Here is a 25,563-nt window from a genome sequence, read left to right as displayed (position 1 = left end):
TGCCGCTCCGGCCCGGGCGCCGCGGTCAGGGGCGCGGGTGAGCTAGGGCCTCGGCACGCAGTTGCGCGGCGAGGGCCGCCCAGCGCGGACGGTACGCATAGAGGCAGCCGAGCCGCACCATCGTCGCTCGCTCAAATATGCGCACGCGCTCCGGGTCGACCCCCAGAGCGGATGCCGTTCCGTCGATCGCCGCCCGTGCGATCGCGAGTCGCTCCTCCGTGAGATGCCCCTGCCGAACGCGCAGCGCGACGTGGGCGCGCAGGTTGCCGAGATCCAGTGCCGCCTCCGCCGTGCACACCGTGTCGAAGTCGATCATCGCGGCGCCCGCTCGCGCATCCCACAGCACCTGCTTGTCGTGCAGGTCGGCGTGGGCGAGCACCGGTTGCGTCGCGGTCGACCGTTGCTGCTGCATCCACCCCTCGAGGGAGTCGACCACCTCGGAGAGCGTCGTCCGCTCGGCCGGAAACGCCCCGGCGATGCGCGCGGTCCACTCGCGCACGCTCACCAGCTCGCTCTCGGCGTCGCGCCGGGGGAGCTCTCGCCGGGTCGACGGGTCTAGCGGTGTCGTGACCGCGGTGACCCAGGCGTGGCGCCAGTCGTTCCACGCTGCCGCGACGATGCCGGTGTCGTTCGCGCCTGTGTGGTCTGCGCCGGCGCTGACAGCGTCGGCGTCGACCGCCCCGGGACCGACCGCTCGCGCATTCACCGCTCGCGAGCCGCCCCGCCCGAGGTCGAACAGCGATTGCCCGGCGACGGATGCCACGGTCACCGTGTCACTAGTCATTCCCACCTGTCTCGGCACCGCGAACGACGTGCCGAACGTTGCCGCGGCGACCGCGCTGCCCGCGACGCGCTTCGCCTTTCCCGGTCGCAGGACCTTCGTGAACCGCTCGCCGTCGGCCGACCTCACGACCGCTCGGCGACCCGGCCGATGCACCAGCACCGTACCGTCGCCGGCGAGTGCACCCAGCGCGGGCAGGCGGTCGTCGACCCCGACCGGGTGCAGGGTGGCGCCGGATGGAGCATCCCACTGTCCACCACGCACGTGCGGCGTCGCCGACGAACGAGCCTCGAACGTCACGCCATCCACTCCTCCCGCGCCGTCCTTGTCGGGCCAGGCCCGCGTCACCTCCCACACGGATCCGTCGGCCTCGTCGATCACGACCGCAGGAACCCTCACCGCGCGACCTCCGCCTCGGCCGCCGCGACGATGCGGGTGATGCCCGCCACCCACTGCGGTTCGTACTCGCGGAACGGTTCGACCGCACGCCCGAGCAGGCCGAACGCCGTCCACGCCCGCAGCGCGGCGTCGTCGACGGAGCGACCCGCCGCGCGGTATCCGTCGACCAGCGACTCCGTGAGTTCGGGCCGGCCGAGCATCAACGCGACAGCAGCGAAGGATCCGAGGTCGCGTTCCGGGGCGTCCCAGGTGACGGCGTCGAAATCGATGAGGCGGGTCTGCCCCGCACCGACGAGCACCTGGTCGGGTGAGAAGTCGCCGTGCAGCAGCGTCGGCTGGCACCGCGATCGCGCCGCCTCGAGCCGCGGTCGCAGCACCCGCGCGAGCCTGGCCGCCCGGTCGCCGAGGTCGGGCACGATCGCCCCGATCGCGCCCGCGGCCCGGGCGGGCGACGTCCGCAGTCGGGCATGCCGGGCGGCGTCGCCGGTGCGCACACGCTGCACCAGCGGATCGTCGACACCGCCGAGCACATGCAGCGCGGCGAGCGCCTCGCCCGCGGCGAACGCGGCAGCAGAAACGGTACTCGCGGCACCCGCGGCACCCGCAGCACCCGCGAGGTCCCCGTCTCCCCACCACTCGCTCGCGACGGCCGTGCGCACCCCGCGCATGCGACGCAGCGGCAGCACGGGAACCCCCCACGCACCGAGAAACTCGAGCAGCTCGACGGCGCACAGCTCGGGTCGGTGCGAGCGCGGCGTGACCTTGACCGCGACCTGCTGTCCGGCATCCATCCCGCGAAAGACCAGGCGTCGCATGGGGTTGTGACGGATGACGCGGGCCGACGCCACCAGCTCGGGATGCGCGTCACGCAGCCGCGCGAACGGCGTGGCGATGGTCCGGTCGGCGGCGGCCGTTCCGACCACGATGCCGGGCGCGATGCGTCTGGCCTCGGCGCCCACCGCCTCTGCGTCACGCAGCACCTTGTCGACCTTCGCGTCGTCGTGGTATCCGGCCAGCCACCCGTGCTCGACCGAGCCAGATCCGGACGCCGAACCAGAGCCATCACCCCCGTCACTCACGAACCCGACGACCACGCTCGCCCCCGGCTTGTACCGGATGCGCGTGACCGAGACATCGCGCCCGACCGCCCGCGACAGCGCGCCCGCGGTGAACAGAACGGGGAGGGCACGCTGTGCGGGGTCCGCGCGCTCGAGTGCCCGCTCGGCCGCGCGGGTTCGCGCCGCCGCATCCATCGCCCCGGTATGTCGCCCAGCTCCACCGACCCGCCCCATGTCTCCTGCGGACACCGCCGGCCCCACCCACACGGTCATCGCACGACCTCCGCGACGGGTTCCTGCTGCTGTTGCAACCAGCCGCCGAGCCGGCTGCCGGGGGTGGCCAGTAGTTCGGCGGGGGAGCCATCCTCGACGATTGCACTGTTCTCGAGCCACAGCACCCGGTCGGCACCGTGCACCGCGTGGCTGCCGTGGGTGACCATGATCGTGGTGCGCCCGCGCGTCAGCTCCCGAATCGACGCCTCGACGAGCGCGCGGCCCTCGGGGTCGAGTCCCGTCGTCGCCTCGTCGAGGATCACGATCGGCGCATCGCGCAGCAGCGCCCGCGCGATCGCGATGCGCTGCCGCTGCCCGCCCGAGAGGGTGTTGCCACGCCCGCCGAGCACGGTGTCGAAGCCCTGCGGGAGGTCGGAGATGAACTCGAACGCGTTCGCGCTGCGGGCGGCCTCCTCGACCTCCTCGTCGGTGGCATCGAGCCGGCCGTAGCGGATGTTCTCGCGAACCGTGGTCGCGAACAGCACCGAGTCCTGCAGCAGCACCGACACCTGCCCGCGCAGGCTGGCGAGCGTGTGCACGCGGATGTCGACCCCGTCGATCGTCACCGAACCCGACCGCGGGTCGAGCATGCGCAGCAGCAGCCCGACCAGGGTGGACTTGCCCGCACCCGACGGTCCGAGCAGGCACACCGTCTGCCCGGCGGGGATGGTGAGTGACAGTCCGCTGAACAGCTCGCGGTCGCGCCCGTCGTCAACGACCACGTCGTTGAATGCGACGGTGCCGTGCATCACGGTCATCGACAGCGCCCCCGGCCGGTCGGTGACGTCGATGGACTGGTCGAGCAGCTCACCCACGCGCTCCCCGGATGCCGCGGCGCGCGCGATGCGTCCGGTGTACTTGGCGAGGTCCTTGAGCGGCTTCATCGCGATCTTGAGGTACATCAGGAACAGCACGAGGTCGCCCGGTGTCATCTGCCCGTTGAGCACCCGCCATCCGCCGCCCGCGAGCACGATCGCCGTCGCGACGCCGACGATCACGTCGGTGCGGCGCTCGAGCCCCGCGGCGAGCTTGCGCCCCTTGACCCCTTCGGTGAGGGCCTTCTCGTTGCCCCTCTGGAAGGCGCCGGACACGGTCGACTGCAGCCCGTACGCCTGCACGACGGTAATGGCATCGAGGGTCTCCGCCGCCGTGTTGGCAAGCGATCCCTCGCCCTTGCGGGTGGTTCGAGATGCCGCGGTGATCTTCTTCGAGCTGCGACGCGAGATCAGCAGGTAGAGGATCGCGGCACCGACGATGACCATCGCCAGCAGCGGGTCGAGCCACAGCATCACGGCCGACAGCACGACGAAGGTGATGACATTGCCGACGAGCGGGAGCCCGGCCGTCACGGCGACCTCCTGAAGCCGGCCGATGTCGCCGACCAGGCGCTGCACGGTATCGCCGGCGGGGGTCACCGAGTGGTACCGCAGCGACAGCATCTGCACGTGCCCGAACACCCGCGCACGCAGGTCGGTGGCGACCCGCGAGCCGACGAGTGCGAACGCGACGGTGGTGAGGTAGCTGCTCAGAGCGCGCATCGCGGCGAGCCCGATGAATGCTGCCCCGCACCCGAGCAGCAGCGGAAGGGTTGCCGCGGGCACCGACGCGCTCCCGGCGATGTCGGCACCGAGGCTCTTCGTCACCGCATCGATGACCCACTTCACCGGCCAGGGTTCGAGCACGGCCATCGCGACCTGGGTCATCAGCGCAATCAGACCGCCAGTGATGAGCAGCCAGTGCTTGCCGAGGTGCGGGCGCACGATGCGCAGGGTCCTGCGCAGCGCGCCGGGAGTTCTCGAGGTCATCGCCGTGCTCCTCCTTGCATGGTCAGGTCATTGCGTGCGGATAGGTGCTCCGGGGCTTCGCCGTGGAGGCCGAGGGGGTGCAGGATGCCGCGCAGCACCGTCACCCAGTCGTGGTCGCGCACCGCGAGCTCGCGGGCCGCGACCCCGAGTAGCCGCCGCAGTGACGCGTCGTCTCGCAGCCGCAGCAGCGCGTCGGCCAGTGCGCGATCGTCTCCCGCCTCGACGAGCAGCCCGGTGCGGCCGTGGTCGATCACCGAGGGGATTTGCCCAATGCGCGAGGCGACGATCGGGAGTCCGGCGGCGAGGTACTCATAGAGCTTGAGCGGCGAGAAGTACTGGTCGGCACCCGCCGCCGGGTACGGCGCGACCGCCACGTCGAACCGGGCGAGCTGGTGCGGAATGCCGGCCGGTGCGACAGCGCCGGTAAACTCGACGTCGACCCCGAGGGTCTCGGCGAGGTGCTGCACTGCGTCGCGTTCCGGCCCGTCGCCGACGATGAGCACGCGCCAGCGCCCGCCGGCCAGCGCGGTGGCCCGGATGAGCGCATCGACACCGTGCCAGGGCTTGAGGGTTCCGACGAACCCGACGGTGAGGCATCCATCGTCCTCGGCCGACGGGGTGGCCGCAGCCGCAAGATCGGCCGGGGCCGACGGGGTCGCCGGGCGGATGCGCCGGGTGTTGACCCCGTTCGCGGCGACGATCACGCGGTCGGGCTGCCGGGTGCGAAAGCGCGCGGCCCAGTCGGCGACGGGCTGCGACACGCACGCGACAACGTCGGCGGAGTCGATCGCGACCGCGGTGGCCGCGCGGGCACCCGCTTCGTCGACGAGCACCCGGTGCTGCCGCTGTTCCTCGATGAGGGGCGAGTTCACCTCGAGCACGGTGGGCACGCCAAGGGCGTCGCGAATGGATGCCGCGGCCGTACTGAAGAGCGAGTAGCGCTCGTAGACCAGGTCGCAGCCGTCCGCGATGGCGGCCTGCGCGAGGGTGGCGGCAGCGTTCGCGATCGCGACCTCGCGGTCGGCGGCGTTCTCGGCCTTCGCCCGGCTCTCGATCACGGGCAGGTCGCACAGGTCGACGGGAATCGCGTCTCCCCGGCGGGTGCAATACACCGTCACGGTGTCGCCGCGCTCGCGGAACGCCCGCACGATCTCCTGCACGTGCACGGAGGCGCCCTTGGTGCCGAACACCGCGATACCGGGGTCGGCGCACACGTACGCGACGCGCATCAGGCCACCGCCCCGGTCAGTTCGGAGGTCGAGGGGCTGGCCCCGGGGGAGTCGATACCCGCACCGGCATCGGCACCCGCACCGGCGTCGGAGCCCGAACCAGCGACTCCTGCTCCGCCCCGAACCAGCTCGCGCAGCCGCGCTGCCTGGTTGACCGAGTCGAACTGTTGCTCGACGAGGTGCCGCGCGGCCCTGGCGAGCGGAACCGTGTCCACCGACCCGTCGGCGATCCGTGCGATAGCGTCCACCAGGTCGGTCACGTCGCCCGCCCGGCACAGGATGCCGGTCTCACCGTCGCGCACGACCTCGGGAATGCCGGTGACGTCGGTGGATACCACCGGAACGCCCATCGCCATCGCCTCGAGGATCGTGGTCGGCAGGCCGTCGGCGTTGCCGTCCGACCCGACGATGCAGGGCGCGACGAAAACGTCGGCGTCGTCGAGGATGCCGACCACCTCGCTCTGCGCGCGCGGTCCGAGCAGCGTGACGACGCCGTCGAGGGCGAGTGCCGTGATGCGTTCGGCGAGCGCGTCGGCGAGTTCCCCGCCGCCCGCGATGCGCACGTCGAGGTCGATGCCGCGCAGGTGCAGCAGCGCCGCGGCGTCGATGAGCAGGTCGAAGCCCTTCTTCTCGACGAGGCGACCGACGGCGACCACTCGCAACCGGCCACCGCGCGGCCGAGCCTCGCGGTACGGGAACCTCCGCAGTTCGAGGCCGTTGTAGAGCCTGTGCAGCGCACCCGTCTCGTCGGGGTACGCCTCGCGCAGGTGAACGTCGTTGTAGTCCGAGACCGTGACGACGTGGTGGGCGTCGCGCAGCTTGTCGGCGAGGGCCGCGGCATCCACCGATTCATGGAAGAGGTCCTTGGCGTGTGCGGTGAAGGAGTACGGCACCCCGGTGAGCATCGAAGCGAGGCGCGCGACCGTGGTGGCGAGCGAGGCGAAGTGCGCGTGCAGGTGCGTGACCCCGGCGTCGAGCACGGCGCGGGCGAGGATCACGGCCTGCACGGCGTCATCGACCTCAGCCGCGAGCAGCTCGGGCAGGCACCGCGCGATCGCCGCCCCGAGGTCGGGATCGTCGAGCGCGGCGCTGCGCAGCTGCATCCACAGCACCGAGGTCTTGGTCGGGCGGTCGATGTAGACCACCGGCGCTGTGATGCGAGCGAGCTCGGGGTGAAACCGCGGGTCGACGGGCGGGCGCAGCGAGAAGATCGCGATGTCCTCGCCCGCGGCCTCCCGCGCGAGGATCTCGGAGACGACGAAGGTCTCGGAGAACCGCGGGTACATCTTGAGCACGTACCCGACGAGCGGGGTGGGCCGCCCGGCGACCTGCGTGATCCCGGTGACCTGTGTGACCTCCGCGACCTCGGCGACCTCCGCGACCTCGTCGGCGACGTCCCCGACCTCCGCGACCTCAGACCGCATGGCGCGCCTCGCCCTCGGTCATCGCCCGACGCTCCGTGAGCAAGGTGCCGGCGAGGGTGCCCACCGCGCGCAGTCCGTCGCGGTCGATGCCGTCGCGGTGCACGGTGCGTCCGGCGTTGGCGGCGAACCAGGCACCCAGCGACTCGGGAGTCACGGTCGCGGGACCGGCCGCGTCGATCGCGCCAACCCTCGCGAGCGCCTGGGCCCGGATGGCCTGCTCCTGCCGGCGGGCGACCCTGGGCACGACGAGCGCGGGAACCGTGGTGCTCAGCACCTCGCTGATCGAGTTGTACCCGCCCATGCAGACCACGGCGGACGCCTGGCGCAGCAGCGCGAGACCGTCGGGAACCGTGCGCAGCACCGATGTTCCCGGCTTGGCCAGCGCCCGCACCTCACGGCGATGCGCGTCGGGCATCTGCGGGCCGAGCACGATGAGGTGGCGGTACCCCTCCGGCACCTCGGCCTGGGCGGCAGCGGTCGCGAGGAAGCCGCCGTCGGCTCCACCGCCGACCATGGTCAGCACGAACGGCTCTTCGCGCCTGGCGCGGCGAGAGGGGCGCCCGACCGGCCTGCCGTTGGAGAGGTACCCGGTGTGCTCGGCGAGCGCGGCGATCGCGCGGGGGAGTTCGCCGGTGGTCGCGGCGTCGTGCACCGCGGGGTCGCCGTACAGCCAGACGGCGTCGAACAGCCGCCGCACCGTCGCGGCCCCGCCGATCGCCTTCCATTCGGCGCGGGCGACGGAGGGCTTGTCGAGCACCTCGCGCAGCCCGAGCACGATGGCGCAGTCGGGGCGGGCGGTGCGCAGCGCCGTGAGGGCCGCCTCGAGCTCGCCGTGCGCGCCGAGCGGGTGACGGTCGACGATCACCAGGTCGGGCGAGAATTCCCGCAGCGCGACCCTGATGACGTTGGCACGGATGCTGCTCAGCGCGGTCATGCCCACGGAGAGGTGACGCGGCTCGTACCCCGCGCTGCCGGGTGTGATGCCGGGCAGTACTAGCCAGTCCCAACCGGGCGCGGTCGGGAACGACGTCGCAGACGGCTGCCCGGTCACGAGCAACCCGCTCACGCTCTCGCCGGTCAGCGCGGGCAGCGTCTCGGTAAGCGCGTGCGCGATGGCGAGGTTGCGGCGAACGTGCCCGAGGCCGACGGAGTCGTGCGAGTACAGGACAACCCTGATGACCATGTGTTTTCTCCCGGGGGTGCGAGTGTCGATCGCGTCGGCTGCGATCGACCTGACACCACATTCGGGAGTGAACATGAGGTGGCAGTGAGGCGAACAAAAGAGATCTCTCATGAACCTCTTTGGTTCGCCCCGCTGTACCCCGTGCGCTACTGCGCTACACGCGCAATCGCATCACCGCGCGGCGCTACTGCGTTACTGCACCAGGGGGTGTGCTCAGATGTTGTCCCCGCCGGTCTCGTCGGCCTCCTGTGACACGCCCGCACCGTCGCCGGACCACTGCCACTGCACGACCTCGGGGATGTCCTCCCCGTGCTCGCGGGTGTACGCGCGGGCACGCATCCGTCGGTCCTGCATGTCCTGGCGCAGGCTGGCCGCACGCGACTGCAACCCGGGAACCCGGTCGATCACGTCCATCACGAGCCGGTACCGGTCGAGGTCGTTGAGCAGCAGCATGTCGAACGGCGTCGTGGTGGTGCCCTCCTCCTTGAACCCGCGCACGTGCAGGTTATTGTGCCCCGCACGGCGGTAGGTGAGGCGATGGATCAGCCACGGATACCCGTGGTACGCGAAGATCACCGGCTTGTCGGTGGTGAAGATGGTGTCGAAGTCGCGGTGCGAGAGCCCGTGCGGGTGCTCGCTCGAATCCTGCAGTCGCATCAGGTCGATCACGTTGACGAAGCGCACGCGCAGGTCGGGCAGGTATTCGCGAAGAATGGATGCCGCCGCCAACGCCTCGATCGTCGGCACGTCTCCCGCGCAGGCCAGAACCACCTCCGGGTCCTCACCGGCGACGTCGGTGCCCGCCCAGTCCCAGATGCCGAGCCCGCGGGTGCAGTGCTCGACGGCGGCGTCCATCGACAGCCAGTTCGGACCGGGTTGCTTACCCGCGATGACCACGTTCACGTAGTCGACGGAGCGCAGGCAGTGGTCGTACGTCGACAGGAGGGTGTTGGCATCCACCGGCAGGTAGACGCGCACGACATCGGCCTTCTTGTTGATCACGTGGTCGATGAACCCGGGGTCCTGGTGGCTGAACCCGTTGTGGTCCTGCCGCCAGACATGCGACGACAGCAGGTAGTTCAGCGATGAGATGGAACGGCGCCACGGAATCTCGCTGCTGACCTTGAGCCACTTGGCGTGCTGGTTGAGCATCGAGTCGACGATGTGGATGAACGCCTCGTAGCAGTTGAACAGCCCGTGTCGGCCGGTGAGCAGGTAGCCCTCGAGCCAGCCCTGGCACTGGTGCTCCGACAGCATCTCCATGACCCTGCCCGCGCGGGCGAGGTGCTCGTCGACCGGCCAGATGGCAGCGTTCCACTGCTTGTCGGTGGCCGTATAGACCGCCTGCAGCCGGTTCGAGGCCGTCTCGTCGGGGCCGAAGATCCGAAAGTTGTCGGGGTTCTCGCGAATGACGTCGGCGAGCCACTTGCCGAGCTCCGTGGTCGCCTCGCCGATGGTCGCGCCGGGCTCCGGCACGTCGACGGCGTAGTCACGAAAGTCGGGCAGTCGCAGCTCGCGGCGGAGAAGCCCGCCGTTGGCGTGTGGGGTGGCGCTCATGCGCTTGTCGCCGACCGGGGCGAGGCCGGTGATGAACGCGGTCGGGGCCCCGTTGTCGTCGAACAGTTCCTCCGGGCGGTACTTCTTCATCCAGCCCTCGAGGATGGCGGTGTGCTCGGGGGTGTCGCGGGCGCTCGCCAGCGGCACCTGGTGCGCGTGCCAGGTGTTCTCCACGGGCTTGCCGTCGATCTCGGGCGGGCAGGTCCAGCCCTTGGGGGTGCGCAGGATGATCATGGGCCAGCGTGGGGTGCCGTCGAGCGTGCCATCTGCCGCCTGCTTCTTGATCGCCGCGATCTCGTTGAGCACGGTGTCGAGGGTCGCGGCCATCCGCTGGTGCACGAGGAACGGGTCTTCGCCGTCGAAGCCGCCCGAGACGATGTGCGGGGTGTGGCCGTAGCCGCGCATCAGGTCGAGCAGCTCTTCTTCGGGGATGCGCGCGAGCACGGTCGGGTTCGCGATCTTGTATCCGTTGAGGTGCAGGATCGGCAGCACGACGCCGTCCTGTAGCGGGTCGATGAACTTGTTGGAGTGCCAGCCGGTCGCGAGCGGACCGGTCTCGGCCTCCCCATCGCCGACGACGGTGGCGACCAGCAGGCCGGGGTTGTCGAATGCGGCACCATAGGCGTGCGAGAGCGCGTAGCCGAGCTCGCCGCCCTCGTGGATCGACCCTGGCGTCTCGGGTGCCGCGTGGCTGGGGATGCCGCCCGGAAAAGAGAACTGGCGGAACAGGTGCTGCATGCCGGCGACGGTCTGGTCGGCCTTCGAGTAGATCTCCGAGTAGGTGCCGTCGAGCCAGGCGTTGGCCACCATGCCCGGGCCGCCGTGCCCTGGACCCGCGACGTACAGGGCGTCGAGGTCGCGCTCGAGGATCGCGCGGTTGAGGTGTGCGTAGACGAAGTTCAGGCCGGGCGTGGTTCCCCAATGGCCGAGCAGGCGCGGCTTCACGTGGTCGCGGGTGAGGGGCTCCCGCAGCAGGGGGTTGTCGAGGAGGTATATCTGGCCGACGGAGAGGTAGTTCGCTGCCCGCCACCACGCGTCTACCCGCGTCAGCTCCTCTCCCTCGAGGGGAACCGGGTCGCGGTACACCCAGGTGGTGGATTCGGCTAGGGCAGTAGTCATGACGTCCTCCCGGGGCGCAACGTGAGTTGCGCGCCGTCTCCATCGTAGGACTCGGGGCCCCCGGCGCTGCGGTATTCCCGAGGTTGGGGCATTGGTCGCGCGATGTTCACCGGGCACCGCGCATCGCCCGTGGTGTGCCGATCGAACTCCTGCCGCGCATGGGTATGATTCCATTCGCTGCACATCACGAATCCATAACTCAAGCCCTATGAGGTCGTCCTGTTACGAGTCATTAGCTACAACCTCAGAAAGAACACCGCTCGTGGTGAGCTCGTCGATCTGGCCACCGAGAACGAGCTCGACGTGCTCTGCCTGCAGGAATGCGACACCACCAGCCTGCCCGCCGAGATCGGCGCGCTGCACCTCGCCGACTCGACCAAGCGCAACCGGCTCGGCCTCGCGGTGTACTACCGGCGTGACCGGTTCACCGCGATCGAGACCCGCGCCTTCGCGCTCAAGAAATCGCTGCACGACCGCGTGCTGTCGCCCGCGCACGAGCGCCTGATCGGCACCCGCCTCGTCGACGCCGAGTCGAACCGCGAGGTCGTCGTCGCGTCGTTCCACGCCGCGCCGCTCACCGCGCTCAACTCGCTACGTCGCAACCAGATCCGTGCCGCCCACGCCGAGCTGCGCACCATGGGAGAGGACCTCCCCATGCTGATGGTCGGCGACTACAACTACCCGTACTTCAAGGACCACCTCACCACCCACGTGACGAAGTCGGGGTACGACCTGTCGCTCAGCGACACCACCACCTACACGCGCTACAAGTTCTTCAAGGGCCACTTCGACTTCGTGACCTCGGTCGGCCTCGACATCGACAACGTCTCCACCCTGCCCAGCGGCGCATCGGACCACATGCCGATCCTGGTCACCGCCGAGTACCCCGAGCAGGTTCGGATGCGGTCCATCGCGTAGCAGCGCGCGACACGCTGCGCGGTCAGTGCCGGATGTCGAAGCCTGCGTCGCCGGTCGGCTCGATAGCGGTGGCATCCACTGATTCGACGACGGCATGGGGTGGGCCGGATGCCGCCCACGCGAGCATGCGGTCGACCACGTCTGGCGTGCCCTCGACCTCGAGCTCGACACTCCCGTCTGGCAGGTTGCGCACGAATCCGCGCGCGCCGATGCTGTCTGCCTGCTGTTTCGCGCTCCAGCGGTAGCCCACCGCCTGCACCTGCCCGCGCACGGTGACCCGGCGGCGCACTGACTCGTTCTGCATGGCTCAACGGTATGCGGTGCGGGAGCGACGCGCCGAGCCCATACCTCCCGGGCCACTCCATGTGTAAGCATGAGTCCGGCTGACCGGCCCCGCACATCCCGCACCCGGCCAGTAGCCCCACCTCCCTGCCCTGCCCAGCCAGTCCTTCCCGCTCTGCCCGCCCCACTTTCCCCGCTTCACCCCGCCTACCTAGCCCTACCTCCCCGCCCCGTCGCTGCGCCCAGCCCCCACGAAATGACGCCGTCCGTGATCGATCCCACCCGCAACCACTCCACCGAGCCCGCCGTGATCGCCATCGTCGGCAGCGGCTACCGCACCTCGTTCTTTCTGCGCATCGCCGCCGCACTGCCCGACCGGTTCACCGTCTGCGGAGTAGTCACCCGCAGCGCCGAAACGGGCGAGCCCATCGAGGCGGAGTGGGGCGTGCCGACGTTCCGCACGCTCGACCAGCTGCTCGACGCAGAGGCCCCGGAGTACGTCGTGGTGTCGGTGCCGGCGCAGGTCGCTCCCCAGGTGATCACCGAGGCCACGGAACGCGGGCTGCCCGTGCTGGCCGAGACACCGCCGGCACTCGACATCGCGTCGCTCGAAGCGCTCGACGCCCTGGTGCGCGCGGGAGCCCGCATCCAGGTCGCCGAGCAATACCACCTCGAACCGCTGCTCAGCGCGCAACTCGATGTGGCCCGCTCAGGGCGACTCGGTTTCGTCAACGACGTACTCGTGTCGGTCGCGCACGACTACCACGGCATGAGCCTGCTGCGACGGATGCTGGGCATCGGCTTCGACGACGCCACCGTGACCGCGCACCAATTCGCCTCGACCATCGTCGCCGGACCCACCCGGCAGGGTGACCCCGAGGGAGAGTTGCTCGCGAAGTCACGCCACGTCACCGCGCGCTTCGACTTCGGCGACCGGGTCGGCACCTACGACTTCGACGACGACCAGTATCGGTCGTGGATCCGCTCGCACACAATCGTCGCCAGGGGAGAGCGGGGCGAACTACGCGACGACCTGGTGCGGTCGCTGGCCGACTACCGGAGCCCACTCAGCACCCGCATCGAGCGGCAGTTCGCCGGGGGATCTGGTAACCACGAGGGCATGTTCCTGCGCAGCCTCACCCTGGGCGACGCGACGCTCTACACGAACCCCTACCTGCCGGCCCGGCTCGCCGACGACGACCTGGCCATCGCCGCCGTGCTCGACGGCATGACGGCCTACGTGCGCGGGGGACCGCAGGTGTACAGCCTCGCCGAGGCATCGCAGGACTTCTACCTGCAGTCGGTGATGCGCGAGTCGATCGCGACCGGGCAGAGCGTGCGGACCACCCGGCAGGTGTGGGCGCCGCCCGTCGCGGAGTAGGCGCCGGGGAGTAGGTGCCGCGGATCAGGCGCCATGCCGCGCTGATAGGCGCGCCACCGCGCCGGCTGCCCGGCGAGCCGTGTCTTCCTAAGGGTTCGTCGAGGCATCCACCTATGCTTCGGGCATGAGCACCCACGAGCCGCACGCCGGAATGCCCGCCTACGAGACGCCCGCGGAGCAGAAGTTCCGCGCAGACATGACGGCCGACGGGTACTCGCGCAACGAGGTCGACGCGGCCATCGCCGACACGCGCCCGCCGGTCAACCCGCACCAGGCGACGGCCGATGCGGCATCGACCGGTGCGCTGCCGTACGGGCTCGGCTTCCTCGCCTACATTCCCATTCCGTTCTTCAACCTGGTCATCGCCGGCATCGTGATGGCCGCCGTCTACCCCGGACAGCGACGCAAGTCCCCGCTCGCCGCCGAGAATGCCCGCAACGCCGCGAACTGGGGACTCACCATGATCGTGGTCTCGCTCGTGATGGCGGTACTGATCGCACTGTCGATCGCCCTGTTCGCCGACAGCGAGAGCGGCGCGGCCCCGGCGCTGCCGATCGCGATCTACCCCATCCTCGCGACCGCCCACCTCATCGTGTCGATCGTCGGACTCGTCAAGTGCAACCGCCGCCAGGTGTTCACCAACCCGATCGCGATCCCATTCTTCCGCCGGGCGCCGCAGCCGGCCGCGTAGGCCGGGCACGCACCCCGCGACGTAAGCCAGGCGCCGCAGCCGACAGCGCAAATCGCACGCCACAGCCCGCCCCACCCGCACCGTAGGCTCATCCGGTGCTCACCGCCTCCGACCCCCTGCCGCATCGACCGCGCAGGGTGGTCGTCGCCGGCGTGTCAGGGTCGGGCAAGACCACCCTCGCCGCGCGCATCTCGGCCGTCACCGGCGGCCCGCACACCGAGATCGACGCCCTCTTCCACGGCGCGGGCTGGGTGCCTCGCCCCGAGTTCCTCGACGACGTGCACGCCATGATCGCCACCGAATCGTGGACCACCGAGTGGCAGTACAACACCGCCCGGCCGCTCCTCGCCGATAGCGCCGACCTGATGGTCTGGGTCGACCCGCCGTTCTGGCGGGTCACGCTTCCCCGGGTCATCCGCCGGACCCTCAGGCGACGGATGCTGCGGCAACGGCTCTGGAATGGAAACATCGAGCCCGCGCTGCACACGATCTTCACCGATCCCGAACACATCGTGCGCTGGTCGTTCACGACCCGGCACAAGTACACCGAGCGCATTCCCGCCCTCGACGCGGCGAACGGCCGCCTCGTGATCGTGCAGCTGCGGTCGCAGGGCGAGATCGAGCGCTGGCTCGCCGGGCCGCTCGCGGCCGCGTGTCGCTGACCCCCGGCGTCATTCGTGAGACTTCGCCACCTACGCTGGGCCGGTGGAACAGAACACGGGCACGGTCGTCATCGCGGGAGCATCGGGATTCATCGGCAGGCGGCTGGCAGCCGATCTCGCCGCCGACGGCCACCCCGTCGTCACGATCGGCAGGAGCGGCGCTGACGTCGACTGGTCGGACGACGACGCCGTGCGCCGCGCCGTCGACGGCGCCGACCTGGTGATCAACCTCGCCGGCAAGAGCGTCAACTGCCGCTACACCACCCGCAACCGCGACGAGATCCTGCGTTCCCGCGTCGACACCACCCGGCAGCTGCGCGACGCCATCGCGGCGAGCGCCACGCCCCCGCGCCTCTGGCTCAACGCGAGCACCGCGACCATCTACCGGTACTCGCTCGACCGCCCGATGACCGAGAACGGGGGAGAGCTCGGCACCGGCTTCTCATCCGACGTCGCCCGCACCTGGGAGGCCGAGTTCTTCGACGGCGACCTGCCGGGCACCCGGCGGGCAGCGCTGCGCATGTCGATCGTGCTCGGCGATGGCCCAGCCACCACGCTGCTGCTGCGCCTCGCACGGCTCGGCCTCGGTGGGCCGCAATTCGACGGCTGGTGGTTCGCGCACCGCCGCTACCGGGGGATCGGGCCATCCCCGTCGGGCGACGGCACTCCGAAGCGCTACCGCTCGCGCGGCCGCCAGAAGTTCAGCTGGGTGCACATCGACGACGTGGTCGGGGCGGTGCGCTTCATTCGCGACACCGAATCCGTCGCCGGGCCGGTCAACGTGACCGCGCCGAATCCGACCGACAACCGCTCGCTCATGCAGACCCTGCGGCGGGTGGTGCGGGCCCCGTTCGGCCTGCCCGCATTCAGGTGGATGCTGGAGCCCGCCATGTTCGTGCTGCGAACCGAGCCCGAACTCGTGCTCAAGAGCCGATGGGTGCTGCCGGGCACCCTCACCGCGTCCGGGTACGAGTTCCGCTGGCCGACGTTCCCGCCCGCAGCGGCCGACGTGGCGGGGCGACCGCGGTCGTAGCGACCTCGGCGTACCGGTCGAGCACGACCGACACCAGTTCCGGCGGTGCCGGGTGGTCTGCGACGAGCAGCGGGTCTGTCGCCGCGTCGGCCCCCATGCCGTGCGCGAGATCGTTGAAGTACCCGGGCGCCAACAGGTAGGTGCTCACGACGACGCGGGCTCCCGGGTTGGCCTTGCGTGCCGTGGCGATCGCCTCGGGCAGCCGGGGGCGCGCGGCACTGATGAAGCCCACCTCGACCTGGCGGTGGATCATCGCACTGAGGCGCCGGGCCATCTCGAAGCAATCCTCGACGGCGCGTGCGTCGGTCGACCCCGCACACCCCAGCACGACGGCGTCGCCGCGGCGCAACCTGGCCTGCCCGAGCCGACGGGCAAGCACGCGCACGATGCGGTCATCCGGTCCGAGGGCGCGGGCGATGGTGACGTCACGATCCACCGCCGCGGCCTCGTTCACGAGGTCGACGTGCACGTGGAACCCGGCGCTGAGCAGCAGAGGAACGATGACGGCATCCTGCCCATCATCAAGCGACGACAGAACGGCGGGCACGTCGGGCATCTGCACGTCGACGCACCCGGGCTCGACGCGCACCACGGTCTCGCGCGCCACCGCGTCGACGAGGTTCGACACCGCGAGCTGGCCCGTCGGCAACGACGTCCCGTGCGAGATGGCGAGCAGGGCTGGGGGGTCGGGGATGGGGTCGGGGATGGGCATGGCTACGGCAGCTGCACTTCCACGACGCCGTCGACGATGCGGCTCGGATAGCTGTCGATGCGGAGTGCCGGGTTCGACAGCCCAGCCCCCGTGCGCAGGTCGTAGACCTCCTTGTGCAGGGGTGAGGCGATAGTCGGGATGTCGCCCCGCGATCCCACGATCCCGCGCGCCATCACGAACGCTCCGGTGTGCGGATCCTGGTTGCCGACCGCGTACAGCTCGTCGTCCGACAGCTTGATGAGGGCGATCTGCCGCCCCGCGAGAAGCACCGTCTCGCCCCACAGGGGTTCGAGTTCCGCTCCCGCGCAGGCGACGGTCCAGGTTCCGGTCGTGGCGTCGGTCACGGGCGCACTGGTGGTCATCGTCATGCTGCGACCGTACGGGCGTCGTGTTTCGGTCCCGCGGAGAGCACGTTACGCCCGTGTGAAACGGGCCTCACATCGCGACGCCCCCGTTGTGGGGTACGCGTCATGCCGCCGACACACGGCAGAAACCGACCCGTCACGGCGTGCCCGTAGCCTCGGCGAGCATGACGACCACCCGCGAAGTACTCATCATCGGCGGTGGGCCCGCCGGCCACCGCGCCGCCGATGCCCTCCGGGCACGCGACCCGGAGCTGGCCACCCGCATCACGGTCATCTCCGAGGAGATCCACGCCCCGTACGACCGGGTGGCGCTCAGCCAGCGGATGGAGTCGTCGGTCGACCTGTCACTCACCGCGCAGACCGAGTGGCACCCCGACCACGTGTCGGTGCTGTCGGGCGTCGCCGCGACATCCATCGACCCCATCGGCCACACGGTCGAGACCAGCGACGACCGCCGACTGCCGTTCGACCAGCTCGTCATGGCGACCGGGTCGTCTGCACCGGTTCCCGACATTCCCGGCGCCGAGCACATTCGCGTGTACCGCACCATCGACGACGTCGACTGGCTGCGCGACGAGGTCGCCCGCCTGAGCGTGTCGCTCGGCCGGGCACCGCGCGCGGTTGTCGCCGGAGGTGGCCTGCTCGGACTCGAGGCGGCAGGCGGGCTCGCCGCCCGCGGCGCAGAATCCTCGCTCGTGCACTCCGGGCCGTGGCTGATGTCGGCGCAGCTCGACCAGGGCGCGGGCCAGGCACTCGGCAGGGTGATCGCCGGCAAGGGCATCGCGCTGCACCTGGGAACTCGGCCCCGCGACATCCAACTCACCGACGACGGCTCGGCGGTCACGGCCGTGCGCCTCGCCAACGGGCAGGTGCTGCCGGCCGACCTGGTGGTCTTCGCCATCGGTATCACCCCGCGCGACGAACTGGCCGCGGCCGCCGGGCTCGAGCTCGGGCCGCGCGGAGGCATCGTGATCGGCACCGACTGCCGCACCTCGTCGCCCGACATCTTCGCCATCGGCGAGGTCGCCAGTTTCGAGGGCCGCTGCACCGGACTCGTCGCCCCCGCGAATGCCATGGCCGAGGTGGTCGCCGACCGGCTGCTCGGCGGCTTCGCGGAGTTCACCACCGTCGACGACGCGACCAAGCTCAAGCTCGCCGGGGTCGACGTCGCGAGCTTCGGCGACGCACTCGGCACGACCGAGGGCGCCCTCGAGGTGGTCTACGCCGATCCGGTGCGCGGCGTCTACCAGAAGCTCGTCGTGACCGACGATGCCAAGACACTCCTCGGCGGCATGTTCGTCGGCGACGCAAGCCCATACGCGATGCTGCGACCGATGCTCGGCGCGGCGCTCGGCGACGAACCCGGCGCCTACCTCAGCGCGGCCGGCGGCGACGGGCCGGCCAGCTCCGAGCTGCCCGACTCCGCCCTGGTGTGCTCGTGCAACAACATCGAGGCGCACACCATCCGCGACGCGGTCAACGGCATCGGCACCCCCGACGGCGAAGCGTGCACCGAGCTCGGCCCGCTGAAGGCGTGCACCCGCGCCGGCGCCCAGTGCGGCTCGTGCGTTCCGCTGGTCAAGAAGATCCTCGAGACCGAACTGGTCAAATCGGGCCAGACCGTGTCGAAGGCGCTGTGCGAGCACTTTCCGCTCTCCCGCCAGGAGCTCTACGAAACCGTTCGGGTCACCGGGCTCACCTCGTTCGACGAGATCATCTCGACCTACGGAACCGGCCGCGGCTGCGACATCTGCAAGCCCACCATCGCGTCGGTCATCGCCAGCCAGCACCAGGGGTACATCCTCGGCGAGGGTCGCGCCGGCCTGCAGGACACCAACGACCGCGCCCTCGCGAACCTGCAGCGTGACGGCTCCTATTCGGTGGTTCCACGGATGCCGGGCGGCGAGGTCACCCCGCAGAAGCTCGCGGTCATCGCCCAGGTGGCCATCGACTTCGGTCTCTACACGAAGATCACCGGCGGGCAGCGCATCGACATGTTCGGGGCGAGCCTCGACCAGCTGCCCGAGATCTGGAAGCGCCTCGTCGACGCCGGGTTCGAATCCGGGCAGGCCTACGGCAAGGCGCTCCGCAACGTGAAGAGCTGCGTCGGGTCGACCTGGTGCCGTTTCGGGGTGCAGGATGCCGTCGCCATGGCCGTGCGGCTCGAACTCCGCTATCGCGGCCTCCGGGCCCCGCACAAGTTCAAGTTCGGGGTCTCGGGGTGCGCCCGCGAATGCGCGGAGGCCCGCGGCAAGGATGTCGGGGTCATCGCGACCGACAAGGGCTGGAACATGTACGTCGGCGGCAACGGGGGATACCAGCCGGCCCACGGCCACCTGCTCGTCGGCGACCTCGACGACGAGACCCTGATCACGTACATCGACCGCTACATGATGTACTACATCCGCACCGGCGACCGCCTGCAGCGCACCGCACGCTGGATGGAGGAGATGGAGGGCGGCCTCGAGCACGTGTACGACGTGGTCGTGAACGACTCCCTCGGCCTCGCCGACGAACTCGAGTCGGCGATGGCGAAGCACGTCGAGAACTACGAAGACGAGTGGGCGGCCACCCTGCGCGACCCCGAGCGTCTGCGCCGGTTCCGCACCTTCGTCAACGCGCCGGAGGAGGCCGACCCGAGCCACCTGCGGGTGCCCGAACGCGACCAGGTGCGCCCACCCACCGACGAGGAACGCGCCGCGGGCAAGGGCGTGCTGCTCAGCGGGTCGCGCATCCCCGTGCGGGAGGGAGCATGACTCCCGGGCAGGTCTACCTCGTCGGGGGCGGACCCGGCTCGGAAGACCTCCTCACCCTCGGCGCGGTCAAGGCGCTCGCCGCCGCCGACGTCGTGCTCTACGACCGCCTCGCACCCCACGACCGGCTGGCCCAATTCGCCCCGACGGCACTACTCATCGACGTCGGCAAGACCCCGGGCCACCACCCGATCCCGCAGTGCGACATCGAGGGGCTCATCGTGAAGCATGCCCTCGAGGGATCCTGCGTCGTACGCCTCAAGGGCGGCGACCCGTTCGTCTTCGGCCGCGGGGGAGAAGAGGTCATGGCCTGCCGCGCCGCCGGCGTCGAGGTCACGGTGATCCCCGGGGTCTCCAGCGCGGTCGCCGTGCCCGCGGCGGCCGGTATCGCCGTCACACACCGCGACGTCAGCCGCATGTTCACGGTGGTGTCGGGGCACGCTCCGTTCAGCGAGACCGAGCTGGCCGGGCTGGCGGGGCTCGCCAGCACCATCGTGGTGCTGATGGGCGTGGGCAACCTGCCGCAGATCACCCAGGGCCTCGTGCGACACGGGCTGCCGGCATCCACCCCCATCGCCGTCATCGAACGGGGCTACACGCGCGAGCAGCGGTCGATCTTCTCGTCGCTCGACCGCATCGTCTACGACGCGACCGCCGCGTGCGTGAAGTCGCCGGCGGTGCTCGTGATCGGCGAGGTCGTGGCGTATGCGAATCGGGATGACGCGAACGCCGCGTTCGTGCTCGAGACGGCCGCGGCGCTCGCCCCCTCGGAGTGACGGCCATGACGGATGCGACGGCGGGCGCCGACGCCAGCCCGGTGGCTCCTCCTCTTTCTACCGAACCCTCCACCGACACCGGCACCGTCGGCTTCCGGTTCGACCAGCTCGACGGCTTTCGCATCGGCGTCACCAGCGACCGCCGGTCGGAAGACCTCATCGACGCGCTGAAGCGGCGCGGGGCGACGGTGCTGCACGCGCCGACGCTCAAGATGGCCGCCAGGGTCGACGACGAGCCGATCCTCGCCGACACCCGCGCGATGATCGAGAGCCGGCCCGACGTGCTGCTCGCCACCACCTCGTACGGCATCCGGCGCTGGTTCGAAGTGGCCGACGCAGGCGGGCTCGGCGACGACCTGCTCGATGCGTTCGCCGACACCAGCATCCTCGTGCGCGGACCCAAGGCGCGCGGCGGCATCCGGGCGGCAGGACTCAACGACACCGCCATGAGCGACGAGGAGACCACCGCGAGCCTGGTTACCAAGACGCTGGCCGACTTCCCCGAGCCGCGCACGGTCGCGATCCAGCTGCACGGTTACACCGACGAGCACCAGCTCGACCGCCTGCGCTCCGCCGGGCACCGGGTGCTGACCGTCGCGCCGTACCGCTGGCTCGGGCTCGACACCTCAGACGCCCGGGTCGAGCGCCTCATCGAGGCCATCGCCGGGCAGCAGCTCGACGCGGTCACGTTCACCAGCGCTCCTGCCGTGCACGCGCTGTTCAGCACCGCGGAGGCGCTCGGCAGGCTCTCCGAGGTCGCCGAGGCGTTCCGTTCGGCAGTGCTCGCGGCGGCGGTAGGTCCCGTCACGGCCGAGCCGCTCATCGCCCTCGGCATCCCGGTCATCCAGCCCGACCGCTTTCGGCTCGGCGCCCTCATCAAGCTGGTCTGCGACCGCCTCGAGAAGGACCGCGTCACGAGTATCCAGACCAGCAACGGCCTGATCGAGCTGCGCGGAGCCGTCGTGCTCATCGACGGCGCCAGGTCGGTGCTGCCGCCCACCTCGCTCGCCCTGCTGCGCGCACTCGTGGCCGCGCGGGGCGACGTGGTCTCGCGCACCGCGCTCGCCGCATCGACGCCGACCGTGCTCGACGACCATGCCCTCGAGGTCGCACTCAGCCGCCTGCGGCAGAACCTCAAGCGCCCCGGACTCGTCGAGACCGTGATCAAGCGCGGCTACCGCCTGTCGGTGTGACACGCGGCATTCGCGTGGCGCGTCCAGTGCCCAGAACCCTCAGGCGATGGATGCCACGGCAGCACGCAACGCCCAGGCATCACGCACCGCGTTGCCGCCCCCATCGTTGTTGAAGTACCCGTACACCTCACGTCCCTGCCCCTCCCACTCGCGAATGCGGTCGGCCCACCACGCGATCGCCTCCGCGGGATACGACCCGGCGTAGAGGTGCTCGTCGTCCGGGCCATGGAACCGGATGTAGACCGTGTTCGACGTCGCGCGCAGCACGCACGGCAGACCGGCGCCGCTCGTGACGCAGTAGGTCGCGCCGTGGCGCTCGAGCAGCGCGAAGACTGCCTCGTCGTTCCACGACGCGTGCCGAAACTCGATGACCGGACGCATCCAGTGGGGGAGTCGGGCGAGGAACCAGTCGAGGCGATCGTCGTCCCGCTCGAGCGCCGGCGGAAGCTGCACCAGCAGCGGCCCGCGCCGACCCGCCAGCTCGTGGAGGCTCACCGCCATGCGGTCGATCCACTCCTCCGGCGCATACAGCTTGCGGGCGTGGGTCATGCCGCGCGGGGCCTTCACCGTCAGCTCGAATCCCTCCGGCAGGCGGCGCCGCCACGATGCGAACGTCGCGGCACGCGGCCACCGGTAGAAGCTCGCGTTCAGCTCGACGGTGTCGAACGCCTCCACGTACCGCGCGAGGCGATCGCGCGGCGCCATCCCGGGCGGGTACAGCACGCCGCCCCAATGGTCGTAGCTCCAGCCGGAAGTACCGATCCTCGCCATCATGATCCAATCCAACCCGAAAAATGTCGCCTCACTACGGTGAACCAGCGCTGGAATGTCTCGCGAGGGCTGAGTACCGCCTGATCCGACGCCGTCGGCCAGGACGTGACTTTTCACCAAAAAACACTGTTCCAAGCAAACGCATGTAAGCATGAACAGTCGCCAGGAGAGACCGGCAGACATGTGAATGGACTTCGGAGCAGAGAACTGACTAACACGGCCAGCACACAGGCATCGAAAATCCGTCGATCTCGAAACGGCATCGCAGCCGCGGTTCTCGTCTTTGCGATGCTCGCCGGTGGCTCAGCTGCGGCCTCTGCAGAGCCGGATAACCCCACGTGGGCAGACGTCGAAGCCGCGCGAGGAAGCGAGGAGGCGACCCGGGCCGAGATCACTCGCATCACCGGGCTGCTGGATGCCCTGACGACCCGGGTCGACGAGGCCAACGCCCTCGCTGAACAGCGTGGCGAGGAATTGCAAGAGGCGCGCGACCTCCTGGACGAGGCAACCGGGCACACCGCCACCCTCCTGGAACAGGCGGATGACGCCGACGCCGAGGCCGAGGAGATCAAGACCAGGGCCGGGCAGCAAGCGGCGATGCTCGCCCGATCGACGAACGACCCCACACTCGAAGTATTCTTCGGCGGGGACAGCGGCACCGACCTCCTGGATCGCCTGAGCACGACCACGAAGCTCGCCGAGCGTGACGAGTCGCTGTTCACGAGGGCGACGGTCGCGACACGCACCGCCGATGCGCTGGGCGCACAGGCCTCCGTGGCTGAGACGGAGCTTGCACGCCTGGCTGCGGCTTCCCAGAAGTCACTCGAGCAGGCTGCGGAGGCGCAGGCGGAGGCGGAGGCCGCACTCCAGGATCAGCAGGCGCAGGAAGCGCAGCTACAGGCGCAGCTCGAAACGCTGCGTGACGCCCGCATTTCGGTCGAGCAGGGGTATGCGCTGGAGGAGCAGAAGCGCAGGACCGCTGCAGCCACGATGACGGCCAGTAGCCCGGTCACTCCCGGCGTCAGCGGGTCCATCTCCGCACAGGGATGGACCAACCCGATCGTGAACTACGGAAGCTTCCAGGCATACGGAAATCGACTGCACCCCGTCTACAGGGACTATCGACTGCACTCCGGCGATGACTATGGAAGCAGCTGCGGCACTGCCATCTTCGCGGCCTCGGCTGGCAAGGTGATTGCCGCAGGGCCGGCAGGTGGCTATGGCAACCAGATCACGATCGACCACGGTGACGGCATCACTTCCAGCTACGCGCACATGTTCTCGAATGGAATTCTGGTCCGTGTCGGCGCTCAGGTGAACGCGGGCCAGCAGATCGCGGCCGTCGGCACCGCCGGGGTTTCCACCGGATGCCACCTGCACTTCGAGATCAGGCGCGGGGGAGTGGCAATCTCTCCGACGCCGTTCCTGCAGTCCAAGGGCGTCAGCTAAGCCGCAGCAGGATCATGGGCGGTGCGACGCTGTCTCCATTTGGCCAAGCCCCGGAAACCAGAAATGGGCCACGGCGATCACATCGTGATCACTGCGGCCCATCATTCGAACTTCCGGGTTTTCACCCGATCCATTCGCTGTGCGCGAAGGGGGACTTGAACCCCCACGCCCTAATACGGGCACTAGCACCTCAAGCTAGCGCGTCTGCCATTTCCGCCATCCGCGCGCATCCGGTAAGCCCTCAGGACTTGCCGACGTTTGAGAATAGCACGGCTCGAAGGTGCTCCAAATCCACCCCGCAATCAGGCCAATCCGACCCGCGTCGCCCACCCGAAGCACCACGCGACGACACGGCGAGCGCCCCCGATGGCACAGGCCAGTGGATGCCGCGCCTCCCGGTACGGTTGAACGCGTGACGTCAGAACAGCAGACCCCGCCCCTCGAGGAGACCGCAGCGATCGCGCGTGACCTCATCCGCTTCGACACTACGAACTACGGAGAGGGCAACGCGAAGAGCGAGACCGAGGCGGCCGAATACCTCGGCGCGAAGCTCGAGGCGCTGGGGCTGAAGACCCAGTACTTCGACGCCGCCCCCGGCCGCACCTCGGTCATCGCCCGCATCGAGGGCCGCGCACCGTCCGACACCGGCGCCCTCGTGCTGCACGGTCACACCGACGTCGTGCCGGCCGACCCGGCCAACTGGAGCGTCGACCCGTTCGCCGGCGAGATCAAGGACGGCATGCTCTGGGGCCGAGGAGCTGTCGACATGAAGGACATGGACGCGATGATCATCACCGCCGTCCAGGACATCCTCACCTCCGGCCAGCAGCCCGCCCGCGACCTCATCGTCGCGTTCTTCTCAGACGAGGAGAACGGGGGAGTGTTCGGCTCGCACTACATGGTCGACAACCACCCCGAGGTCTTCGCCGGCGCCACCGAGGCGATCAGCGAGGTCGGCGGCTACTCCATCACCCTCGGCGGCCAGCGCTCCTACCTGCTGCAGACCGGCGAGAAGGCCCTGGTCTGGATCAAGCTCATCGCCCGCGGCACCGCCGCGCACGGCTCGCGCGTGATCGAGAACAACGCCGTCACCAAGCTCGCCGAAGCGGTCGCCATCCTCGGCCGCCGCCAGTGGCCCATCCACCTCACCGACACCACGAGGGCGCTCATGGCCGAGCTCGCGCGCCTGCTCGACAAGGACCCCGAGGTCGTCGGAATGGATGAACTCGCGATCGCCACCGGATCACCCGGCAGCTTCATCCGCGCATCGCTGCGCAACACGACGAACCCGACGAAGCTGACCGCCGGGTACAAGCACAACGTGATCCCCGACACCGCCGAGGCACTCATCGACATCCGCACCCTGCCTGGCAGGGAAGACGAGGTGCTCGCTGAAGTCCGCGAGCTGATCGGCCCCGATATCGAGATCCAGGTGCTGCACCGCGACATCGGACTCGAGAACGGCTTCGACGGCCCGCTCGTCGACGCGATCACCGGGATGCTGAACCGGCACGACCCCGGCGCCCCCGTGCTGCCGTACATGCTCAGTGGCGGCACCGACAACAAGGCGCTCTCGCTGCTTGGCATCAAGGGATACGGGTTCGCACCGCTCAAGCTGCCGGCCGACCTCGACTTCCCCGGCATGTTCCACGGGGTCGACGAGCGCGTGCCGCTCGACGCGCTCGCCTTCGGGCGCACCGTGCTGCGCGACCTGCTGCTCGAGTACTAGAACCACGCGCGAACCTCTGC

21 protein-coding genes and 1 tRNA gene are annotated in these 25,563 nt (G+C 69.9%); 10 read left to right on the top strand and 12 right to left on the bottom strand.

Going from position 1 to position 25,563, the window contains the following annotated elements; genetic code table 11:
- Nucleotides 1–25 precede the first annotated feature (25 nt).
- The 7 genes from G5S38_RS05805 to G5S38_RS05775 form a co-directional block, all read right to left on the bottom strand.
- Nucleotides 26–1,180, bottom strand: coding sequence for a phosphotransferase (locus tag G5S38_RS05805; protein WP_165065713.1), 1,155 nt, complete (start codon nt 1,178–1,180; stop codon nt 26–28).
- Nucleotides 1,177–2,511, bottom strand: coding sequence for a phosphotransferase family protein (locus tag G5S38_RS05800; RefSeq protein ID WP_165065710.1), 1,335 nt, complete (start codon nt 2,509–2,511; stop codon nt 1,177–1,179). Before G5S38_RS05800 ends, G5S38_RS05805 begins: the two co-directional genes overlap by 4 nt.
- On the bottom strand, nt 2,508–4,316 hold the full coding sequence (locus G5S38_RS05795; RefSeq protein WP_165065707.1) for an ABC transporter ATP-binding protein: 1,809 nt from the start codon (nt 4,314–4,316) through the stop codon (nt 2,508–2,510). Before G5S38_RS05795 ends, G5S38_RS05800 begins: the two co-directional genes overlap by 4 nt.
- On the bottom strand, nt 4,313–5,545 hold the full coding sequence (locus G5S38_RS05790) for a glycosyltransferase family 4 protein (RefSeq protein WP_165065705.1): 1,233 nt from the start codon (nt 5,543–5,545) through the stop codon (nt 4,313–4,315). Before G5S38_RS05790 ends, G5S38_RS05795 begins: the two co-directional genes overlap by 4 nt.
- Entirely contained in the window at nt 5,545–6,831 is a 1,287-nt protein-coding gene (locus G5S38_RS05785) for a glycosyltransferase (RefSeq protein ID WP_165065765.1), read from the bottom strand. The genes G5S38_RS05790 and G5S38_RS05785 overlap by 1 nt, the downstream gene beginning before the upstream one ends.
- A gap of 127 nt (nt 6,832–6,958) precedes the next feature.
- Nucleotides 6,959–8,152 carry a glycosyltransferase family protein gene (locus G5S38_RS05780; protein WP_165065702.1) on the bottom strand — a complete coding sequence of 398 codons (1,194 nt, stop codon included), beginning with the start codon at nt 8,150–8,152 and terminating at the stop codon, nt 6,959–6,961.
- Nucleotides 8,153–8,365: 213 nt separating this feature from the next.
- Nucleotides 8,366–10,828, bottom strand: coding sequence for a phosphoketolase family protein (locus G5S38_RS05775; RefSeq protein ID WP_165065699.1), 2,463 nt, complete (start codon nt 10,826–10,828; stop codon nt 8,366–8,368).
- Nucleotides 10,829–11,047: 219 nt separating this feature from the next.
- Here G5S38_RS05775 and G5S38_RS05770 point away from each other — a divergent pair, with 219 nt between their 5' ends.
- Complete coding sequence (locus tag G5S38_RS05770) at nt 11,048–11,746, top strand: endonuclease/exonuclease/phosphatase family protein (RefSeq protein ID WP_165065762.1); 699 nt, start codon at nt 11,048–11,050, stop codon at nt 11,744–11,746.
- Nucleotides 11,747–11,768: 22 nt separating this feature from the next.
- On the opposite strand, the gene G5S38_RS05765 is transcribed toward G5S38_RS05770, so the two are convergent.
- The gene (locus G5S38_RS05765; RefSeq protein WP_165065696.1) at nt 11,769–12,050 is read right to left on the bottom strand and encodes an acylphosphatase; all 282 of its coding nucleotides are present in this window, start codon (nt 12,048–12,050) and stop codon (nt 11,769–11,771) included.
- Between the two features lie 246 nt (nt 12,051–12,296).
- On the opposite strand from G5S38_RS05765, the gene G5S38_RS05760 reads away from it, so the two are divergent.
- The 4 genes from G5S38_RS05760 to G5S38_RS05745 all read left to right on the top strand — a co-directional run bounded on the left by G5S38_RS05760 (nt 12,297) and on the right by G5S38_RS05745 (nt 15,795).
- Complete coding sequence (locus G5S38_RS05760; protein WP_235928925.1) at nt 12,297–13,409, top strand: Gfo/Idh/MocA family protein; 1,113 nt, start codon at nt 12,297–12,299, stop codon at nt 13,407–13,409.
- A gap of 124 nt (nt 13,410–13,533) precedes the next feature.
- Complete coding sequence (locus tag G5S38_RS05755) at nt 13,534–14,100, top strand: DUF4870 domain-containing protein (RefSeq protein WP_165065690.1); 567 nt, start codon at nt 13,534–13,536, stop codon at nt 14,098–14,100.
- Between the two features lie 95 nt (nt 14,101–14,195).
- On the top strand, nt 14,196–14,762 hold the full coding sequence (locus G5S38_RS05750; RefSeq protein WP_201276597.1) for a P-loop NTPase family protein: 567 nt from the start codon (nt 14,196–14,198) through the stop codon (nt 14,760–14,762).
- Between the two features lie 43 nt (nt 14,763–14,805).
- Entirely contained in the window at nt 14,806–15,795 is a 990-nt protein-coding gene (locus G5S38_RS05745) for an epimerase (protein WP_165065686.1), read from the top strand.
- Here G5S38_RS05745 and G5S38_RS05740 read toward each other — a convergent pair.
- Nucleotides 15,716–16,507 carry a sirohydrochlorin chelatase gene (locus G5S38_RS05740; RefSeq protein WP_165065683.1) on the bottom strand — a complete coding sequence of 264 codons (792 nt, stop codon included), beginning with the start codon at nt 16,505–16,507 and terminating at the stop codon, nt 15,716–15,718. The genes G5S38_RS05745 and G5S38_RS05740 overlap by 80 nt on opposite strands.
- Nucleotides 16,508–16,509: 2 nt before the next feature.
- Nucleotides 16,510–16,875: a nitrite reductase small subunit NirD gene (nirD, locus tag G5S38_RS05735; RefSeq protein WP_165065680.1), complete on the bottom strand. Its 366-nt coding sequence runs from the start codon at nt 16,873–16,875 to the stop codon at nt 16,510–16,512.
- A 161-nt stretch (nt 16,876–17,036) separates the two neighbouring features.
- Here nirD and nirB point away from each other — a divergent pair, with 161 nt between their 5' ends.
- Genes nirB through G5S38_RS05720 form a run of 3 tightly spaced genes read left to right on the top strand, consistent with a single transcriptional unit; the run spans nt 17,037 to nt 21,594 of the window.
- Nucleotides 17,037–19,628 (top strand): nitrite reductase large subunit NirB, encoded by a 2,592-nt coding sequence (nirB, locus tag G5S38_RS05730; RefSeq protein ID WP_235928924.1) that lies wholly within the window; start codon nt 17,037–17,039, stop codon nt 19,626–19,628.
- A complete protein-coding gene (cobA, locus tag G5S38_RS05725) occupies nt 19,625–20,401 on the top strand; it encodes a uroporphyrinogen-III C-methyltransferase (RefSeq protein ID WP_165065675.1) in 777 nt (258 codons plus the stop codon). The genes nirB and cobA overlap by 4 nt, the downstream gene beginning before the upstream one ends.
- 5 nt (nt 20,402–20,406) lie before the next feature.
- Complete coding sequence (locus G5S38_RS05720) at nt 20,407–21,594, top strand: uroporphyrinogen-III synthase (protein ID WP_165065672.1); 1,188 nt, start codon at nt 20,407–20,409, stop codon at nt 21,592–21,594.
- A 39-nt stretch (nt 21,595–21,633) separates the two neighbouring features.
- On the opposite strand, the gene G5S38_RS05715 is transcribed toward G5S38_RS05720, so the two are convergent.
- On the bottom strand, nt 21,634–22,368 hold the full coding sequence (locus G5S38_RS05715; protein ID WP_165065669.1) for a DUF72 domain-containing protein: 735 nt from the start codon (nt 22,366–22,368) through the stop codon (nt 21,634–21,636).
- Nucleotides 22,369–22,653: 285 nt separating this feature from the next.
- Here G5S38_RS05715 and G5S38_RS05710 point away from each other — a divergent pair, with 285 nt between their 5' ends.
- Nucleotides 22,654–23,814: a M23 family metallopeptidase gene (locus G5S38_RS05710; protein WP_165065666.1), complete on the top strand. Its 1,161-nt coding sequence runs from the start codon at nt 22,654–22,656 to the stop codon at nt 23,812–23,814.
- Nucleotides 23,815–23,954: 140 nt separating this feature from the next.
- On the opposite strand, the gene G5S38_RS05705 is transcribed toward G5S38_RS05710, so the two are convergent.
- Nucleotides 23,955–24,040, bottom strand: a tRNA-Leu gene (locus G5S38_RS05705).
- A 186-nt stretch (nt 24,041–24,226) separates the two neighbouring features.
- Here G5S38_RS05705 and G5S38_RS05700 point away from each other — a divergent pair.
- Nucleotides 24,227–25,543 carry a M20/M25/M40 family metallo-hydrolase gene (locus G5S38_RS05700; protein ID WP_165065663.1) on the top strand — a complete coding sequence of 439 codons (1,317 nt, stop codon included), beginning with the start codon at nt 24,227–24,229 and terminating at the stop codon, nt 25,541–25,543.
- Nucleotides 25,544–25,563 lie beyond the last annotated feature (20 nt).

It is taken from the genome of Marisediminicola senii (assembly GCF_011057645.1).
Classification (GTDB): Bacteria; Actinomycetota; Actinomycetes; order Actinomycetales; family Microbacteriaceae; genus Marisediminicola; species Marisediminicola senii.
Note: the sequence above shows the minus strand (reverse complement) of the source record. Positions and strands in the feature narration are given on the sequence as shown.

Excerpts from the sequence above, each read along its gene's own strand:
- G5S38_RS05800 (WP_165065710.1), bottom strand. The coding sequence starts at position 2,511 with ATGACCGTGTGGGTGGGGCCGGCGGTGTCCGCAGGAGACATGGGGCGG.
- G5S38_RS05795 (WP_165065707.1), bottom strand. The coding sequence starts at position 4,316 with ATGACCTCGAGAACTCCCGGCGCGCTGCGCAGGACCCTGCGCATCGTG.
- G5S38_RS05790 (WP_165065705.1), bottom strand. The coding sequence starts at position 5,545 with ATGCGCGTCGCGTACGTGTGCGCCGACCCCGGTATCGCGGTGTTCGGC.
- G5S38_RS05785 (WP_165065765.1), bottom strand. The coding sequence starts at position 6,831 with ATGTACCCGCGGTTCTCCGAGACCTTCGTCGTCTCCGAGATCCTCGCG.
- G5S38_RS05780 (WP_165065702.1), bottom strand. The coding sequence starts at position 8,152 with ATGGTCATCAGGGTTGTCCTGTACTCGCACGACTCCGTCGGCCTCGGG.
- G5S38_RS05775 (WP_165065699.1), bottom strand. The coding sequence starts at position 10,828 with ATGACTACTGCCCTAGCCGAATCCACCACCTGGGTGTACCGCGACCCG.
- G5S38_RS05765 (WP_165065696.1), bottom strand. The coding sequence starts at position 12,050 with ATGCAGAACGAGTCAGTGCGCCGCCGGGTCACCGTGCGCGGGCAGGTG.
- G5S38_RS05755 (WP_165065690.1), top strand. The coding sequence starts at position 13,534 with ATGAGCACCCACGAGCCGCACGCCGGAATGCCCGCCTACGAGACGCCC.
- G5S38_RS05740 (WP_165065683.1), bottom strand. The coding sequence starts at position 16,507 with ATGCCCATCCCCGACCCCATCCCCGACCCCCCAGCCCTGCTCGCCATC.
- nirD (WP_165065680.1), bottom strand. The coding sequence starts at position 16,875 with ATGACGATGACCACCAGTGCGCCCGTGACCGACGCCACGACCGGAACC.
- nirB (WP_235928924.1), top strand. The coding sequence starts at position 17,037 with ATGACGACCACCCGCGAAGTACTCATCATCGGCGGTGGGCCCGCCGGC.
- cobA (WP_165065675.1), top strand. The coding sequence starts at position 19,625 with ATGACTCCCGGGCAGGTCTACCTCGTCGGGGGCGGACCCGGCTCGGAA.
- G5S38_RS05720 (WP_165065672.1), top strand. The coding sequence starts at position 20,407 with ATGACGGATGCGACGGCGGGCGCCGACGCCAGCCCGGTGGCTCCTCCT.
- G5S38_RS05715 (WP_165065669.1), bottom strand. The coding sequence starts at position 22,368 with ATGATGGCGAGGATCGGTACTTCCGGCTGGAGCTACGACCATTGGGGC.
- G5S38_RS05710 (WP_165065666.1), top strand. The coding sequence starts at position 22,654 with ATGCTCGCCGGTGGCTCAGCTGCGGCCTCTGCAGAGCCGGATAACCCC.